15 protein-coding genes, 1 tRNA gene and 1 riboswitch are annotated in these 18,013 nt (G+C 54.0%); of the genes, 7 read left to right on the top strand and 9 right to left on the bottom strand.

The features are described from left to right. Window positions 1–11 precede the first annotated feature (11 nt). From dnaB to ACGG90_RS10190, 6 genes are all read right to left on the bottom strand, one after another. On the bottom strand, window positions 12–1,400 hold the full coding sequence (gene dnaB, locus ACGG90_RS10165; protein ID WP_390409091.1) for a replicative DNA helicase: 1,389 nt from the start codon (window positions 1,398–1,400) through the stop codon (window positions 12–14). 118 nt (window positions 1,401–1,518) lie between these two features. Beyond that, window positions 1,519–1,974 (bottom strand): 50S ribosomal protein L9, encoded by a 456-nt coding sequence (rplI, locus tag ACGG90_RS10170; protein ID WP_390409093.1) that lies wholly within the window; start codon window positions 1,972–1,974, stop codon window positions 1,519–1,521. Between the two features lie 23 nt (window positions 1,975–1,997). Next, window positions 1,998–4,004, bottom strand: a complete 2,007-nt coding sequence (locus tag ACGG90_RS10175; protein ID WP_390409095.1) for a DHH family phosphoesterase — start codon at window positions 4,002–4,004, stop codon at window positions 1,998–2,000. A 761-nt stretch (window positions 4,005–4,765) separates the two neighbouring features. Further along, a complete protein-coding gene (locus tag ACGG90_RS10180; protein ID WP_390409096.1) occupies window positions 4,766–5,830 on the bottom strand; it encodes an aspartate-semialdehyde dehydrogenase in 1,065 nt (354 codons plus the stop codon). 30 nt (window positions 5,831–5,860) lie between these two features. Continuing rightward, on the bottom strand, window positions 5,861–6,859 hold the full coding sequence (dapF, locus tag ACGG90_RS10185) for a diaminopimelate epimerase (RefSeq protein ID WP_390409098.1): 999 nt from the start codon (window positions 6,857–6,859) through the stop codon (window positions 5,861–5,863). A 1-nt stretch (window position 6,860) separates the two neighbouring features. Next, complete coding sequence (locus ACGG90_RS10190) at window positions 6,861–8,237, bottom strand: aspartate kinase (RefSeq protein ID WP_390409100.1); 1,377 nt, start codon at window positions 8,235–8,237, stop codon at window positions 6,861–6,863. Between the two features lie 225 nt (window positions 8,238–8,462). Further along, window positions 8,463–8,641, top strand: a riboswitch (Lysine riboswitch). An 87-nt stretch (window positions 8,642–8,728) separates the two neighbouring features. On the opposite strand from ACGG90_RS10190, the gene lysA reads away from it, so the two are divergent. From lysA to dapB, 5 genes are read left to right on the top strand one after another with little or no spacing between them, the layout of a single operon-like run. After that, window positions 8,729–10,027, top strand: coding sequence for a diaminopimelate decarboxylase (gene lysA, locus ACGG90_RS10195; RefSeq protein ID WP_390409101.1), 1,299 nt, complete (start codon window positions 8,729–8,731; stop codon window positions 10,025–10,027). 34 nt (window positions 10,028–10,061) lie between these two features. Beyond that, on the top strand, window positions 10,062–10,772 hold the full coding sequence (dapD, locus tag ACGG90_RS10200) for a 2,3,4,5-tetrahydropyridine-2,6-dicarboxylate N-acetyltransferase (RefSeq protein ID WP_390409103.1): 711 nt from the start codon (window positions 10,062–10,064) through the stop codon (window positions 10,770–10,772). Between the two features lie 4 nt (window positions 10,773–10,776). After that, the gene (locus ACGG90_RS10205; protein WP_390409105.1) at window positions 10,777–11,913 is read left to right on the top strand and encodes an N-acetyldiaminopimelate deacetylase; all 1,137 of its coding nucleotides are present in this window, start codon (window positions 10,777–10,779) and stop codon (window positions 11,911–11,913) included. 32 nt (window positions 11,914–11,945) lie between these two features. Further along, a complete protein-coding gene (dapA, locus tag ACGG90_RS10210) occupies window positions 11,946–12,851 on the top strand; it encodes a 4-hydroxy-tetrahydrodipicolinate synthase (RefSeq protein WP_390409107.1) in 906 nt (301 codons plus the stop codon). Beyond that, window positions 12,848–13,612 (top strand): 4-hydroxy-tetrahydrodipicolinate reductase, encoded by a 765-nt coding sequence (gene dapB, locus ACGG90_RS10215; RefSeq protein WP_390409109.1) that lies wholly within the window; start codon window positions 12,848–12,850, stop codon window positions 13,610–13,612. Before dapA ends, dapB begins: the two co-directional genes overlap by 4 nt. 980 nt (window positions 13,613–14,592) lie before the next feature. Here dapB and ACGG90_RS10220 read toward each other — a convergent pair. The 3 genes from ACGG90_RS10220 to ACGG90_RS10230 all read right to left on the bottom strand — a co-directional run bounded on the left by ACGG90_RS10220 (window position 14,593) and on the right by ACGG90_RS10230 (window position 16,849). Further along, window positions 14,593–16,287, bottom strand: a complete 1,695-nt coding sequence (locus tag ACGG90_RS10220) for an oleate hydratase (protein ID WP_390409110.1) — start codon at window positions 16,285–16,287, stop codon at window positions 14,593–14,595. 14 nt (window positions 16,288–16,301) lie between these two features. Then, window positions 16,302–16,427 (bottom strand): hypothetical protein, encoded by a 126-nt coding sequence (locus tag ACGG90_RS10225; RefSeq protein WP_390409112.1) that lies wholly within the window; start codon window positions 16,425–16,427, stop codon window positions 16,302–16,304. Between the two features lie 122 nt (window positions 16,428–16,549). Then, window positions 16,550–16,849: a DUF2316 family protein gene (locus ACGG90_RS10230; protein ID WP_390409114.1), complete on the bottom strand. Its 300-nt coding sequence runs from the start codon at window positions 16,847–16,849 to the stop codon at window positions 16,550–16,552. A 112-nt stretch (window positions 16,850–16,961) separates the two neighbouring features. Between ACGG90_RS10230 and ACGG90_RS10235 the strand changes: the two genes are divergently transcribed. Further along, window positions 16,962–17,396, top strand: coding sequence for a MarR family winged helix-turn-helix transcriptional regulator (locus tag ACGG90_RS10235; protein WP_390409116.1), 435 nt, complete (start codon window positions 16,962–16,964; stop codon window positions 17,394–17,396). Between the two features lie 68 nt (window positions 17,397–17,464). Then, window positions 17,465–17,537, top strand: a tRNA-Lys gene (locus tag ACGG90_RS10240). Window positions 17,538–18,013 lie beyond the last annotated feature (476 nt).

An 18,013-nucleotide genomic window follows, 5' to 3' on the forward strand; every position in this document is an offset into this window, starting at 1 on the left:
TCGTGTTTCAATTACATCCCCGGCTGATAGGCGATTGAAGAGAATTTATTGTAGGACTTCACAAACAATAACTTCACCGTGCCGCGCGCACCGGAACGGTTCTTCTCAATGATCACTTCGACTTCACCGACGTCATTATCATCGTCTTGCTGGCCTGAACCGCCGTTGTTGTCATTGTCATCGTCGTCGCCTTCATCGCGATAATAATCTTCACGATACAAGAACGCCACGATATCGGCATCTTGTTCGATAGAACCAGATTCACGAATATCCGACAGCACCGGGCGCTTGTCTTGGCGCTGTTCCACGCCACGCGACAGCTGAGACAACGCGATCACCGGACAACCCAGTTCTTTGGCCAGCTTCTTTAAGCCTCGCGATACCGCGGAAACTTGTTGCTGGCGATTTTCTTGGTTGGAGCCTTCGATCAGTTGCAAATAATCGACGATCACCAAACCTAAATCCCGTTCTTGGGCCAGCTTCATGCATTGCGAGCGGATCTGGGCCATGCGAATGCCTGGCGTGTCATCGATGTACACACTGGCTTGGCTCAGGCTGCCCATGGCCACGATCAAATTCTGCCATTCTTCTTCGTTAAGCTGGCCGGTGCGCAAGTGGTTGGCATCGATGCTGCCTTCTGAACACAACATCCGGTTGACCAGCTGTTCGGCGCCCATTTCCAAAGAGAACATCGCCACAGTTTTGTCGGTTTTGGTGCCGACATTCTGCGCGATGTTTAAGACAAAGGCGGTTTTCCCCACCGCCGGGCGCGCCGCGATGATCACCAGTTCCCCGGCGTGCAAGCCGGTGGTGATCTTGTCCAGATCCTTGAAGCCGGTAGGCAAACCGGTGATCTCTTGATCATTCTGATACAGCTTGTCGATTTCTTCCATCGCCTGATTCAGCACGTCTTTGATCGGGCGAAACCCTGAGCGATTGCCGGTATCAGCGACTTGCAAGATCTCATCTGACGCTTCTTCCAACAGCGCCGGCACATCGGCTTGATCATCGTAACCGCGCGCGGCGATCCCTTCAGCCGTGTCGATTAAACGCCTAAGCTGCGCCTTTTCAGCGACGATCTTGGCATAATACACCATGTTGGCGGCGCTGGGTACGGCATCGGCCAGCTCGGCCACATAGCCTACCCCGCCAATATCATCCAGCTGGTTATGGCTGTCCAAATAATCATGGACCGTGACCACGTCAATGGCTTCTTCGCGCTCAGACAACGCCGTCATCGCGGCGAAAATCAGCTTGTGGGCGCGCACATAGAAATCTGTGTCGCTGACATATTCTGCCGCGTCAACAAACTTGCCCGGATTTAAGAAAATGCCGCCGAGCACGGCTTGTTCAGCTTCTTTGTTGAACGGCGGGGTCCGCCGGATCTGCTGATTATCCATCATGCGCCTCCTGATCGTTATCCCATCCATTGTACTTTACCAGCGAGTTTTCAACAATACAGCAAAAAACGGCCCTTCGCCGCAAACCCGGTCGAACAGCCGTTTGGTGCTGGAAAAATTATTTCTGCGCGGTGATGTGCACACGGATCGTGGCTTCAACGCCTGGATACAAGTTGATCTTCACGTTGCGATAGCCCAGCGTCTTGATCGGCTCTGGCAGATCCATCTTGCGCTTGTCGACTTTGATTTGGTATTGCTTATCCAGCGCTTGGGCGATTTGCTTAGACGGGATCGATCCAAACAAGCGCGAATCATCCCCGGCTTTGGATTGGATCTCAACAATATGCTTGTCGTCTTCCAGCAAGGCCTTGATGCTTTCGGCCTCGGCTTTATGTTCGGCTTCTTTCTTCTCTTCCAGCCGTTGTTGGCCGCGCAAAGCACTCATGGCTTGCGGCGTAGCAGGCTTGGCTTTGCCATTCTTGATCAGGAAGTTCTGGGCGTAGCCGTCTGGTACTTCTTTGACTTCTCCGCGGTTACCTTTACCGCGCACATCTTGGGTAAAAATGACTTTCATGTTGCTTCCTTCTTTCCTGTATGTTAATCACGTGCTTCTTCTTGCGCGATGGCATCAAGCAAAGCTTGGCGCGTCTCTTGGATCGTTTTGCCTTCGATTTGCGTCGCGGCGTTAGACAAGTGGCCGCCGCCGCCAAGGGCTTCCATGATCACTTGGACGTTGATGTCACCTAGCGAGCGCGCAGAAATGCCCACTCGTTGATCCGGCCGGCGCGTGATGACGAAACTGGCATCGATGTCGCTTAACGACAACAAGGTATCGGCAGCTTGCGCGGCGATCACCGGATCATATGGGGTGTGCTCTTCACCCATACATAATGCCATATTGTCACTGATCATTTCAACGCTATCGATCAAGTGATTCTTCTGAATGTAGCTGGCGACACTTTCTTTAAGCAGATTCTGCGCCAACAAGCCATCCGCCCCGACTGACCGCAAGTAACTGGCCGCATCGAAAGTCCGCGTCCCAGTCCGCAGTGAGAAGGACTTGGTATCCACCGTGATCCCAGCCAACATCGCTGTAGCTTCCAGCTTGTTGATACCAGAAGCATTGGTGGGCTGATACTCGAACATTTCAGTGATCAGCTCACACGTCGAACTGGCATAAGGTTCGATATACACCAGCATCGGATTGTCCGGGAATTCCTCGCCGCGGCGATGGTGATCGATGATCACCGTCCGCGCCGCCAAGCGGTCGTATAATTGCCGCGCGGTGGTGATCGACGGCTTGGAATGATCCACCATGATCAACAAGCTTTGATCTGTCGCTTGCGCCAGCGCCGCTTCCGGGGTGACGATGGCATTGGCGATTTCTGGATCTTGGCCAACGCGGCTCATCAAGCGCTCCACATCAGAATGCAAGTTCTCAGGATTGATCACCACATAACAGTCTTTGCCATTCATTTGCGCAATGCGCCGAATGCCTAACGCTGCGCCCACGGCATCCATATCCGGCCGAGCATGGCCGACCACGAAGATCTTGTCGGTTTGCTTGAATAATTCTTGCAAGGCCTGGGCGATCATGCGGGCCCGCACCCGAGTCCGTTTGGCCATCGGGTTGGTTTTGCCGCCATAAAAGCGGGCTTGTTCACCTTTGGCCCGCACCACGACTTGGTCGCCGCCACGGCCTAACGCCAAGTCCAAATTAGACTGCGACGTGATCGCCAAGCGTGCCAAGTCGGTGTCGCCATAAGCGATCCCCACCGACAACGTCAGCGGATAATTCTGCTTGGACGTTTCCACCCGAATGGTATCCAAGATCTTGAACTTATCTTGTTCCACGGCTTCTAACGCTTGCACATACGCCACCATCAAGTAGCGGTCATTGGCGATACGCTTGACGAACATGCCATAGTGGTTGGCCCAATTGGACAATTCGTTGGTGACATAAGAGTTCAAGTTGGTGACGGTTTGATCATCCAGTGTTTGGGTGATTTCATCGTAGTTATCCAAGAACAGCTGCCCGATCACCACGCGTTCGTTCTCCGCGCGCGCTTCGATTTTGGCATAGCGGGTGATGTCCATCAAATACACCACGCCGATGGATTTCTGGATGATCATTTCAAAGTCGTGATCGCCCCAGTGAATGGTTTGCAAGGTGTTGGTGTCCAGATTGGCCGCCACCAGCTTGCCTAATTCTTCATCAATGGCCGAAAGCGGCTGGCCCAAAAGATCCTCATCGCCAAAATACTGCTGCAAATAAGGGTTGGCCCATTCCACTTCGAGGTCTTTGTTGTACAACAAAATCCCCACTGGCATCTTGATCAACGCCTCTTGTTCACCGCGTTTGATGCGGTAGGCGAGGTTGGAAATATATTTGTTGGTGTTGTCGCTGATCGTGATCAAAGCGTAAAACACCGTTGCCACCAACGCGATCAAGAACACAAACATCAAGATCGCCAGAAACGGCCGTACGAAACTAGCAGCGATCACGTCTAGCACTGCCAAGCCTATGATCCCAACAATGGCATACCGCAAGCGGTAGTCTTCCAGGAACGAAGGCAATTTGATCTTGGCTAAAAGTTTCTTCATTGCGCGTTTACTCACTTTCACAATGCCTAAGCGTTTGCTTGCGGCAAAGTTAATCATATCTTAAGCCATTCTACCATACTTCCTACATTCAGGCGTGCATCAAGCAAGTGCCCCACCAAACACAAACGGCCCCCACAGCCGGTTTCGCGGTTTTGGGGGTCGATAATGTTCAATTCGTCTGAAATGCCCGGGCAGGGGCTGCTGCGCGTCGTGGGGAAAGCGGCGGCGCAGGCAGCGCGGCCGGCGCCAACCGCGCAAAGTACGCGCGTTTTCTGCCTAAGAATTGAGCCAGGCGCTCGCTTCGCTCACCTGCTTGTCTCAATTCTTGCCGCAATCAGCACAGCGAGCCAAGCAAAGACCGCTTGTCTCACTGTGCTGATTGTTTCGCGGCCTGACCACCGCTTTCCCCACGACACTCCGCAGCCCCTGCCCTACATCATACGTCATCGGTTAGCGTACTGGCAGAGCAACATTTAATAGCGATAAACGATCAGCAATATCGCACGTTGTAGAAAATAACGCTGTGTGGCCGCATTGGGCGTCAGCTTAATAGCGTCAAGAAGGCCAATGGCATACCACACGATATCAACCGTAAGCAGTCTGAGTATTCATCACTCAACGTTTGATCGATAACCATCGTAGTCTGAATCGAAAGTTGTAGGAAACGGCGACCGGGGGCAGCTGGGGCGTCGTTTCCGGCCGCGCCGACGCTTTTCCCGCGACGCGCAGCAGCACTTGCCCGGCCTTCACGTCAACGTTGCTTACTTAGGCTGGATCAAACCCATGGCATCCATGGTTTCGGCGATTTGCATGGAGTTCCAGGCGGCACCTTTGAGCAAGTTGTCGCTGACATTCCACATGTGGAAGAAGCCAGGGTTTTCGGCATCAGGACGGATGCGGCCAACATAGACTTCCCGCGTGCCTTCTGCAATCGCAGGCTGCGGATAGATCTGATTAGCCGGGTCGTCTTGCACGATCACCCCAGGCGCACCGGTCAAAGCTTCGCGGATCTGATCGGCAGTGGCAGTTTTGTCTTCCACTTCAAAATACACTTCTTCACCATGGGAAACCGGTACCGGCACGCGGACACAAGTGGCGGTGACTTTCAGTGCTGGATCATCCATGTCGCCTTGCATGATCTTCTTGGTTTCGTGGATCATTTTCCATTCTTCATGGGTGTAGGCGTCATCTTCAAAGACGTCGATTTGCGGCAGCAAGTTGAAGGCCATTTGGTAATGCTTCTTGTCACCAGCAGCCGGCAAGATCTCCGGGGTCACCTTAGACACATCGCCTTCAAGATAAGCCTTGGATTCTGCGGCTAATTCGTTCAGCGCGCGCTGGCCGGCACCACCGACGGCTTGATAAGTCGACACCATGATGCGCTTGAGGCCAAAGGCTTTGCGGATCGGCTCCAAAGCCACCACCATTTGGATCGTGGAGCAATTCGGGTTGGCGATGATGCCATGATGGCTGCGCAGCGCTTCTGGGTTGACTTCCGGCACCACCAGCGGAATGGCTGGATCCATCCGGAAGGCACTGGTGTTATCGACCACGATCGCGCCGGCTTTCACGGCACTTGGCGCAAAGCGCTTGGATACTGAGCCGCCAGCTGAGAACAAGGCGATGTCGATGCCTTCAAAGCTGTCATCGGTGAGTTCTTCAACGGTGACTTGGCTGTCGCCATAAGCGACCTGCTTGCCGGCTGAGCGCTTGGAAGCCAAAGCCCGAACGCTGGCGATTTCCAGCGGAGATTCATAAACCATTTTCAACATGCGGGTGCCTACTGCGCCAGTAGCCCCGACAACTGCAACGTGATATCCACTCATAATGCGATTTCCTCCTAAAGATCCTTGTGTTTAAACAGTGGCCACTAAGCCGCGATATGGTAAGCTGGCGACAAAAGCGGTATAATCGGCGGTTTCACCAGTGGCGCGAGTCGTTGCGCCATCAAATGTGCCTTGGACCAAGCTGGCGTCTGGGATCGTCACCACGTCAGTCACGGTGGCGTTGCCGATCAATTCGATCCAATAGCGCCCGTCGGCTTCTTGATGAACCACAGTGTGCACCATGCCGCCTGGATTATAAACCGTGATCGGCTGGTTTTTCTCAGCAACATCTGGATGGGTCAAGACCAATGCCAAGCTGGTAGCCGACATCCCGGTGCCGCAAGCGTTGGTGAAGCCCACGCCGCGTTCATAAGTCCGCGCGAAGATCTCGGATTGGCCAGTGATCGTGGCAAACGTTACATTGACCCCTTCTGGGAAGTACGGGTTCGGCGCGTTCAGGCGCTTGCCTAAGTCCCCTAAGGTTGATCCATTCAGCTCAGCTTCTGGGACAAAAGCGATCAAATGCGGATTTGGTACGGCAATAGCGGTGAAGTGCAAGCTGGGATGCAGCGCTTCAAGTACTGTGTCAATGATCTGGGTGTGACCAAGCTGGGCAAAAGGCAGCGCCTTTTGTTCGAAGCTGACTGGTGAGATCTCAACGCCAAAGGCCGGCACGCCTTGGGCCAATGGTGCGGCGCGATGCACACGCAGCTTGGCTTCTTCAGTCTGCACGGTAAATTCATCTTGGCCGGTTTGTTCGCTGAGATAGCGGCTGACGGTGCGCAAGCCGTTGCCGCACATCTTGGCGTAAGTGCCGTCGCTGTTGATCACCGTCATGCGTCCTGCCGCATCTGGTGCTTGTGACACCACCAGCATGCCATCAGCGCCGCCTAACAACCCGGTTTGGCGATCGGTGAGGCGCTTGGTCAGCGCGATCAGCGTTGCGGCATCAAGCGGCTGAGCCAGCCGGGTTTGATCAAGCAAGAAGAAGGCATTGTCGGAGCCGTGAACTTTCAATAATTGGGCCATGTTATCCCTCCATTTGTTGGTTGACTGGAATGAAGAACGCGTTATAAATCGCTTTGACTGCAGCGTTGGCTTGGCGTTTAGAGGTGCCAAGCATCAAGCTGATCTGGCTGGCGCCTTCGTTGATCATGGTGACATGCACGCCGGCTTGAACCAGCGGCGCAAGCACCCGCTGGATCAAGCCGATGCGTTTGGCCATGCCTTCGCCTACCACCATGGTGATGGCGTAGTCGTCGATCCATTGCAAAACATCTGGGTGCATTTTATCCTGGATCTCTTGGCATAATTCGGTGCGCATATCAGGTGTTAATTGGCGGCTGTCGATGATGATGGTTAAGTCATCGATCCCGCTGGGCATGTGTTCGTAGTTGATACCGTGTTCGTAGAAGATCTGCAGCAGCTTCAAGGTGAAGCCGACTTCTTTGTTCAACAAGTAGCGATGCAGATAAATCGCGGAGAAGTGATCCGAGGACACAATGCCAGTCACCGCATGTTGCGGGGTGAAGCCGGCTTCCGGCACGATCATGGTGCCTGGGTGGTCAGGTTCGTTGGTGTTCTTCAAGTTGATCGGGATCTGCCCGTCAATGGCCGGCAAGATCGCTTCATCATGGAACACCCCGAAGCCGCCATAAGACAGCTCCCGCATTTCCCGATAAGTCATGGTGGCGATCGGCGCCGGGTTCTTCACGACCCGCGGATCGGCGGCAAATACGCCATCCACGTCAGTAAAGTTCTCATACAACTCAGCATCAAAGCCGCGCGCCAAAATCGCCCCGGTGATATCCGAACCGCCGCGAGAAAACGTCGCGATCGCACCGGCTTCGGTATAGCCATAAAAGCCTGGCACCACCAAGATCCCATCCGGCCGCTGATACTTGGCCAAATGCGCGTAAGTGGTTGCTAGGACCTCTGCGTCGTTAGGGTCATCGCTGACGGTTAAGCCAATAGTCTTAGGTTCGCCATAAGCGGCCTTGATGCCGCTGGCGTTAAGCACTGCGCATAACAAGTAGCCGTTGAGCTTCTCGCCGTGAGCCTTGAAGGCAGCCATTTGATAATCGGCGTTCTTGAATTGTTCATGCGCCAAATCCGCGATTTCTTGGTGAATGTGGGCGATCACGTCATCGTCGAGCAAATAATGCGCGGCGATTTGGCGGTAGCGTTCAACGATCGCCGCTACCGTCGCGGCGTATTCCGCATGAGCTTGGACCTGTTTGGCATAAGTGATCAACAAGTCAGTGACTTTGATGTCGTCATGATACCGTTTGCCAGGTGCACTGGTGACTACCACCTGGCGTGCGGCGTTGGCTTTCATGATCGCCACGACCTTATCAAATTGTGTGCCATCGGCCAGACTGGACCCGCCGAACTTAACTACGCGCATTAGAAACGCCCCCGTCATGAGTAAATGATGTGAATAATTGTGATTTTGAGAAGAAGTCTAACACACATTCGCCACGACGCCTAGCGCGACTAATGCAAAAATGTGGCATTTTTGCCGGCCATTATTAGAACAAAATATATTTTTAGCCCGCGCCAGGCCGCTTGGGGCAATAATTGGGCAAATTCGATTTGACGAACGCCGAGTTTTATTATAGACTCATGATAAATACGAGATAGAGGTTGCGACCAACAATAGTACGCCGATCGAGCAGTCCACGCTGCAATGACATCGGCTGAAAGGGGCGGTCGCCGAAACGCTGACGTTGTGGTGACGTCAGTTGTTGGGGTAGACGTGAAAAGCGGCTACACTGTCGCCAACAATATTGGCGGGGCGCTATCCAGACGATCGACCCACAATGGGACCCTTTTGTTTGGTAGCAACCAAACAAAAGGGCCTTATTTTTTGTCTCAGCCATAAAGGAGTGTACTACCATGTCAATCACAACTAATGCTGCAGGCCATTTGACCATTGGTGATGTTGATGCCTTAGACATCGCCGAAGAATTCCATACCCCATTGTACGTCTATGACGTTGGCGCCATTCGCCGCCAGATCCGCGCGTTCAAGCGGGTGTTTGAAGAACAAGGCGTGGATTACGCCGTGAGCTACGCCAGCAAAGCTTTCGCGACCATCGCAATGTATCAAGTTGCCGCCCAAGAAGCTTGCCATGTCGATGTCGTTTCCGGCGGCGAGCTGGCCACCGCCATTGCTGCAGATTTCCCAATGCAAGATGTTTCCTTCCATGGCAACAACAAGTCGCGCCAAGAACTGCAAGAAGCCTTGGCCGCTCATGTCGGCACCATTATCATCGATAACTTCGATGAACTGGATCTGCTTGGTGAGTTGCTGCAAGCAGAACCAGCTCGCAAGCAAGCCGTCTTGTTGCGGGTGACGCCTGGGATCTCCGCCCACACCCACGCTTACATCTCCACCGGTCAAACCGACAGCAAGTTCGGCTTTGACGTCGACTCCGGCCAAGCCTTAGAAGCCGCTCGCCGTGCTTTAGCTAATCCGCAACTGGATGTGTCAGGCATTCACGCCCATATCGGCAGTCAGATCTTCGCCTTAGACGGCTTCATCGGCGCCACCAAGAAGCTGGCTTCGATCTTAACTGATTGGCACAAGCAGCTGGGCTTTGTGCCGCGGGTCTTAAACGTTGGCGGCGGCTTTGGCATTCGCTATGTTGAAGGCGACGAACCGCTGCCAGCCGAAGACTTTGTTGAAGCGATCTTAAAGACGTTAAAAGGCTTAGACTTGCCTTTTGCCACGCCTGCCGTGTGGATCGAACCAGGCCGCTCGATTGTCGGCCCGGCCGGTTATCAGCTGTACACCGTAGGCAGCCGCAAAGATGTGCCAAGCTTGCGGCCGTATGTCGCCGTTGACGGCGGCATGGGCGACAACATTCGCCCGGCGTTGTATCAAGCCGAATACGAAGCGGTTAAAGCAGATGCGCCGCATGCGCCGGCTGTTGAAGATGTGCATTTGGTCGGCAAGTATTGCGAATCCGGCGACATCTTGATCGATCACGCCAAGCTGCCTGCCACCAAGGCTGGCGACGTGGTGGCGGTGCTGGCCACTGGCGCTTACGGTTACTCAATGGCTTCCAACTACAACCGCAACCCCCGCCCCGCTGTCGTCTTTGCCGAAAACGGCCACGCCCAACTGGTCGTGCGCCATGAAACCTATGCGGATCTGATCCACAATGATTTACGCTATGACAGCCAAAACTGATCGCCGCTTTTAATAAGGAAAGGAAACAACTCACATGCCAACTTTAGACACCCAAACTGTGATCAACACCATTGCCAATTCCAAGAAAACCACCCCGGTGAAAGTTTACCTTAAAGGCGACTTGACCCAGCTGCATTTTCCCGAATCGGTGCACACCTTCTATTGCAAGCATCAAGGTACGGTTATCGGCGATTGGGCGCAGATCAAGCCAGTGCTTGAACAAAACGCTGCGGCAATCAAAGACCAATACGTCGAAGCCGCCGGGCGCAACACCGGCGTACCGCTGCTTGATGTGCGCAACTTCAACGCCCGCATCGAACCTGGCGCGATCATTCGCGACCAAGTGGCCATTGGCGATAACGCCGTGATCATGATGGGCGCCATCATCAACATCGGCGCCGAAATCGGCGACGGTTCCATGATCGACATGGGCGCTGTGCTTGGCGGCCGCGCGCAAGTCGGCAAACACTGCCACATCGGTGCCGGCACTGTCTTAGCCGGCGTGATCGAACCGGCCAGCGCCGAACCGGTGCGCGTTGGCGATAACGTGATGATCGGCGCCAACGCCGTGGTTTTAGAAGGTGTCCAAATCGGCGCCGGCGCAGTGGTGGCAGCCGGGGCTGTGGTCATTGAAGACGTACCGGAAAACGCCGTCGTCGCCGGCGTCCCAGCCAAGGTGATCAAAGTCGCCAACGACCAAACTCGCGACAAAACAGCCTTAGTCGACGCATTGCGGAAGCTGTGAGCCTATGTTAGACCTCATCAAGATCCGCCGCCATTTGCACCAGATCCCAGAATTGGCTTTGCATGAAACCCAAACCCACGCTTACTTGTTAAGCATCATTCAAAGCCTGCCGCAAACGTATCTCACCATCCGCGAGATCCCGGAATTGCCCACGGCTTTGCTGGTCAAAGTCCAAGGCCAAGCGCCTAAGCGCACGCTGGGTTATCGCGCAGACATCGATGCGCTGCCGATTGAAGAAGCCACGGGCTTGCCTTACGCGTCACAACATCCTGGCATCGCCCATGCTTGCGGGCACGATATCCATATGACGGTGGCCTTAGGGGTGCTGGCCCATTTTGCAAAGCAGCAGCCGCAAGACAACTTGATCTTCTTCTTCCAACCGGCAGAAGAAGCCGAATACGGCGGCAAGCGCGCGTATGATCTGGGTGTATTTGCAGGCGAATGGCATGTCGATGAATTCTATGGCTTGCATGACCGCCCTGATTTGCCGGCTGGTGCGATCGGCACCACCATGGGCACCTTGTTTGCCGGCACCACCGAAATCAACGTTGACATCATCGGCCGCGGCGGTCACGCCGCCTTCCCGCAGAATGCCAATGACGCAGTAGTGGCTGCGGCTTATTTCATCACCCAAGTGCAAAGCATTGTGGCGCGCAACATTGCGCCAACAGATTCAGCGGTGATCACCTTAGGCAAAGTCGAAGCCGGCACGATCAGAAACGTCATCGCCGCCAACGCCCGCATCGAAGGCACCTTGCGCGGCTTCACCCAACAAGCCTTGGAATACTTGCAAAAGCGCCTGCGCCAAGTGGCTGCCGGCGTGGCAGAAAGCTTTGATTGCACCGTGAACATCGAGTTGAACCAAGGCGGTTACTACCCAGTGGAAAATGACCCCGCAACGACCAAGCGCTTCATCACTTACATGCAAAACCAGCCAGAGGTCACCTTCATCGACACCCCTGGCGTCATGACTGGCGAAGACTTTGGCTACTTATTAAACAAGATCCCTGGCACAATGTTTTGGCTAGGGGTCAACGATACCCACGAACTCCACACCGCAGCTTTGGCGCCTGATGAAGCCGCCATTGCCCCTGGGGTGGCGGCGATCAGCGGCTTTATGACCTACCGGATGGCTGAGTAACTTGTGGCGTGATATTGAAAGAAGGACTCATCATGTTGAATGCAGAATTGATCACGGCGATCGTCACACCGTTTGATGCAAATGACGAAATTGACTATGATGTGTTGACCGCGCTGGTCGACCACCTGTTAGCACAAGGCAGCGACGGTTTCGTCGTTGGCGGCACCACCGGTGAATCACCGACATTGACGCATGCAGAGAAGCTGGAATTATTCAAGCGCTTTGCCGCAATCGTCGATAAGCGCGGCGCCGTGATCGCCAACGTCGGCTCCAACAACACCAAGCAAAGCGTCGCCTTGGCTCAAGAAGTTTCAGCCATTGATGGCGTCGACGGCTTGTTAGCGGTGGTGCCTTATTACAACAAGCCTGATCAAGCTGGCATGATCGCCCATTTCACCGCCATTGCCGACGCTGCAAGCGTCCCAGTGGTGATTTATAACATTCCTGGCCGCACCGGCGTGGACATGCAAGTGGCCACTGTTGCAACTTTGGCCAAGCATCCCAACATCGCCGGCATCAAGCAATGCGGCGACTTGAACAAATTTGCCGCAATCGTTGATGCCACCCCGGCTGATTTTCACGTGTGGACCGGCGAAGACGCTCAATTCATTCAGGTGCAAACACTAGGCGGCGCCGGGGTGATCTCTGTGGCCAGCCACTTGTATTGTGCCCAAATGGCCCAAGCGCTAGCCGCCTTGCGTCGCGGCGATTTGACCACTGTGGCCCAACTGCAGCGCGCTTTGTTGCCGAAGATGGCCGCCTTGTTTGCTTGGCCATCCCCTGCGCCAACTAAGGCCGCGCTAAATGCTGCCGGCTTTGCCGTTGGCACACCGCGCCTGCCGCTATTGCCATTGAGCAAAGCACAAGAACAAAGCCTGGCCGAAAAGCTTGGTGTCGAATCCCTTACCGCATTATCTCAGGAGGTCACTGCTCAATGATCAATGTACTTGTTGCTGGTTTTCCCGGTGCCATGGGCCAGAATGTCGTCAACATGCTCAAGACCCATGACAACTTCAAGCTGACTGCCATTTTCAACCCGGTAGTCGCCGTGGACCCTGCCGCTTATGGTTTAGCTTCTGACGTGAAGGTGTGGTCGACTTACGATCAAATCGAACCTGGCGTCGCCGATGTTTGGGTCGACTTCACTACCCCAAAAGCAGTTGCCTCAAACATCGAAGCCGCCTTAAACGCCGGCATGCATCCAGTGGTCGGCACTTCCGGCATGGCCCAAGCCGATCAGGCGCGCTTGATCGAACAAGCCGCTAAGCTGCATATTGGCGGCTTGATTGCGCCAAACTTCGGTATCTCCGCGGTATTGTTGATGCAATTCGCTGCCCAAGCGGCTAAGTACTTCCCAGACGCAGAAGTCATCGAAATGCACCATGAAGACAAGCTCGATGCCCCATCAGGCACCGCCAAAGCCACCGCCCAAATGATCGCCGCCGCCCGTACCAGCGACCCGCGGCCAACCACCGACGATCCCGCCCATGGCGAGAGAATCGACGGCGTGCCAGTTCACGCGGTGCGGCTGCCAGGTTATGTCGCCCATGAACAAGTCTTATTCGGTGCACCTGGTGAAGCGTTGACCATTCGCCAAGACTCCTTTGACCGCAAGTCCTTCATGTCCGGTGTCGCCGTGGCCATTGAGAAAGTCCAAACCCTCGATACTTTGGTGGTTGGGCTGGAACATTTGCTATAAGTCTTTCACCAATAAGCGAAACAATCTATCGATACGCAAAAGTCTGCCGATTCCTTGCATTAATGCACGGAATCGGCAGACTTTTTACTGTATTCAACACGACTGGGAGCTCATTGCTTAAACTTCTTAGTCCCGAGAAATATTTCCTGGGAAACGTCACGATACGGGATCGGCCTTGAGCATCGAGCTGTGTAAAACTCGCCGTCAGTTCAAGTCAGCTTACACATATCACCAAACCTGCGTTGGGTTCCTTCATCGTGCAATCTAATATCCCGATTCACCAATCGTAGGACCGGTGTTGCGTAGGCGCGCGGGGTCGGTGAGACGGTCAGGCCGTGAAACGATCAGCGCAGTGAGACAAGCGGTTTGGGCTTGGCTCGCTGCGCTGATTGCGGCAAGAATTTAGACGCGCAGGTGAGCAAAGCGAACGTACGGCTAAATTCTTAGGTGGAAAACACGCGCACTTGGCGTGGTTGGAGCCGGCCGCACCGCCTGCACCGTCTCACCGGCCCCGCGCGCCGGAGCAACACCGCTCCGGGCCAAGTGCGCCCAAACGTCATCCCGCCTTATATCCACCGCTAAAACCGCTTTGCTCCGCTCTGGGGTATCGTCGAGCTGCGTGGCGCAACGCGGGTACAGCTAGCTACACCATCAAACTCGAGGCAAAGTGCGCCTCAAGCCCGATGGTTAGGCTACCTGACCCGCTAAACCCGCTTTGCTCCGCTCTGGGGTTTTCGTCGAGCTCCACAAAGCAACGCGGGTACAATTAGCTACGCCCCCGCACTCGCGGCAAAGTACGCCACAAGCGCGAGGGCTAGGCTAATTGACCCGCTAGAACCGCTTTGCTCCGCTCTGGGGTATCGTCGAGCTGCGCAGCCCAACGCGGCGTGATATAAGTCGTGACGCCGCTTGGGCCAAGTTCGCCCAAACGTCATCCCGCCTTATATCCACCGCTAAGTTCGGGCTGCTTCGCTCTGGGGTTAACTAAACATTTTCTTAGTGGCTTTAGCCAGCGTCTTCAGATCCTTGTCATAACGCGGTGTCTTGATCAGCTTGCTCATCGGGATGCCGGCGAAGTGGTATGCGGCGATTTCGCCTGAGCGTACCGCAGACTGTTCGGTGAAGATCATCTGGAACGGCTGCTCGACGAATTCACCAGTGAACGCGAGGTTCGTGGCATGTGCCGGGATCACCTTCGGCCGGTCGGCTTTGGCGCGGTTGTTGAACAAGGCGCTGGCGTATGGCATGTAGACAGGAATGTTGTTGACGATGGCGTCCATGATCGCGTCTTTCTTGGTCATGATGTTGACCGGGCCTGGGTCGACTTTGGACAATTGGCCGATCAATTCTTCAGCCATTTCGCGACCAGTCATTTCAATGTAAGGCTTATCGACAAACTCGCCGCGCCGGCGCGGATACAAGAAGTAGCCCCACAAGACGGTTTCGTTAGGCTTCTGGGTAGTGAAGTGCGGCTGATGGTGCACCACAATGGACATGTTAACGTCTTGTTGGCCCAGCGGCGTGATCGCTTGCGTGGACAAGAAGGAGTTCAACGCGTTGCCTGGCACTTGCGTTGTGATCCGCGCGATTTCGTTGAGCAACAAGTGATTCTTGGAAGTCAAGGTGAAAGAGACCCACTCCGACGCATTGCGATCGGCGAAGAACTTGTCTGGATTGCCCAGGTTATAGAATTGGCCGGCCACTTGCCGCCACAAGCTGGCTGCCGCGCCGTAATCCGGATTCTCAGGCGCAGCGTGATCCATGTCGCCTTGGGTGGCAGAATCGGTGATTGAGCCGTTAGTGAAGATCACTGCGGTGTCGTTGTCGATCGCCACATTTTCTTCTTCACCGGTAACGGTATCGGTCATGGTCAAGCCGGTGACGGTGATTTCATCGCCCATTTTGGTATCTTTGAACTGCATGGCGGTAACGCGCTTATTTAAGACGATATTGACGTCTTGCGCCTTCAAGTAGTTGATCAGCGGCAGCATGATCGATTCGAACTGGTTGTAGCGGGTGCGGTTGACGCCGACGAGATGCTCGATTTGGGTGAACTCATAGATCATCATATGCATATACCGCCGCAACTCTTGGGCGGAACTTTGGGTGCGGAAAGCAAAAGTCGTCTCCCACATGTACCAGAAGTTGGTTGAAAACATATGCGGGGAATCTTTGAAGTAATCGGCGATGGACACATTGTCGAGTTGTTCTTCTTGCGAATCCGGCATCATCACCAACTTGGTCAACAACAGCCGGTCTTTGTTGTCCAAACCTAACTTGCCGGCATTAATGATCCCTTTGCCGCCTTGCAGCAGCCGCGCTTTGTCAAAAGTCGGATGCTTGGCATCAAAGTCGCGGGTGTCTTCTTCGGCTGTCATGTTCGGCTCGGTGACCGACGGAATGCGGCTCAGCAAGTCCATTAAGTCCACATAGGTACGATAGTTCAACATCCGCCCGCCGCGGGCCACATAGCCTAAGGTATTTTCCATCGGATGATTCTTGTTCCAATATTCATCCACTGTGTCCAAGGTCACGGCACCATCGTTGGAGCCGTGGTCATCAATGGCATAGAAAGTGATGGCCGAGCCATCCCAGTGCCCTTCTTGAATCAGATACACGGCGGCAGCCATATTGGCCAAACCGGCGCCGATCATTACTGCTTGATGTTTGATCATCTGAATGCCCCCTATTATGATTCGAATTCGTCGTAATCGTGTTCGTCTGTCTTGAATAATTCCATGTGCTTAGCGGTCAAGTAGCCAGCCGCTGCGGCCAGTGCTGCCACTGCCGTGATCAATACGCAACTTTTCTTCATGATGACCATCCTTTCTGCTTACAAGTCTATGGTAGCGCGTTCATAGCGGCTGGCGCATTGGACAATCGCCCGCTTTTGTCCAAAAAAACCGGCCCCTTTGCTTTGGAAGGGCCGGTACTCAATTAAGCGATGCGTCTGCGGTCGATGTAATTGCCGTCTAAGAACCAATATTTGTGATAGTCGCCAACCAATGCGGTGAATGGCACCGGTGTGACGCCTTGCGCCTGCAACTGCTCTAATAGATAGTTGCGCACGATCCACGGGTCTTCTAAGCGCCGCGGATTGAGCGCCATGATCTCAGCGATGCGCTCAGGCGTGGTGTCCAAAGCTTGGGCCACTGCTGCTTGGCTCAAATGGGTCTTGGCTAAGTTGGCCGCTAATTCGTGACGAGTCGCTTCTTCTTGGGCTAAAGTTAATGACATATGATCTTCCCCTTTTACTTGTAAATACAAGTGAATGATACACATGCTGCTTGAACTTGTCAATGCCTGCGATATCGCCTAGAATTAACCACGAGAAAGGTAGGCGACGCATATGGACTTCGGGACCACCGACGAATTAGTCGAACAACTTTACCGCGTCACGCGCCAAGAGCAAGCACGCATCCAAACTGGCTTGAAAGCGCGCGGCCTCAACATCATCCAAGCGCGCACCTTAGTCTTCATTTGGCGCCACCCAGGCGTCATCCAGAAGGACTTGTCGCAATACCTCGCCAAGCCAGACGCCACCACCACCAACGTCTTGAAGGTCTTGGAGAACAAGCAGCTGATCATCCGCCGGATCCCTGCCGATAACGAGCGCCAGAAGCAATTGTTCTTGGCCCCAGCCGGCCAAACCTTAGTCGACGCCGTTCAAGGCGAATTCGGCCAATTGGAAGCCCAAGTCAGCAGCGTACTGGCCCCACAAGAGAAGCAGCAGCTGTTGACCTTGTTGCGCCGCATTGACCAGCACCTGCAAGATTTACCATAAAAAAAGCTTGCATCGTCTACTTTGGCCATGCTATACTATTTGAGTTGTCAAAAGGCAATGCAGTATATGGGTGGTTAGCTCAGCTGGCAGAGCAACGGACTCTTAATCCGTGGGTCCAGGGTTCGATCCCCTGACCACCCAGAAGATATAAAACACCGGTTTTCACAAGTGGCTATAAAGCCTGTGACACCGGTGTTTTTGTTTATTTTACGTAGCTGAAATGCCACCACTTTGAGCAAAAAGATGACCAAACGGATGACCACGCCAGAATAGGGTGTGGATTACCAGAGATTACCAGAAAATGGTTCCAGAACTTTACAGATTGCGGGCAGGGATCGGCGTCACCTTATCGGGTGGCGTCTTTTTAGCGTTCATATCGCATAAAAATACCGATCCACACGCTGGCAGGCGGTGGTCGTCTAATTTATGGAGTGGTTATTCAGTGCTCTCAAGTATTCAGAGACACTGTCTATGAATATTCTTCAAAACGTGTCGCGCGGCACGCTATTTCGGCCACCATTCGTCACATTGTTTCGGATTGAAACGCCTTTGTTTCGCCGAGATAATGTGACGTTTTTGATTCTCACATTACTGCTCCCGCAGATTATTCCATCTTC

This window comes from Lacticaseibacillus jixiensis, assembly GCF_042847315.1.
GTDB lineage: Bacteria > Bacillota > Bacilli > Lactobacillales > Lactobacillaceae > Lacticaseibacillus > Lacticaseibacillus jixiensis.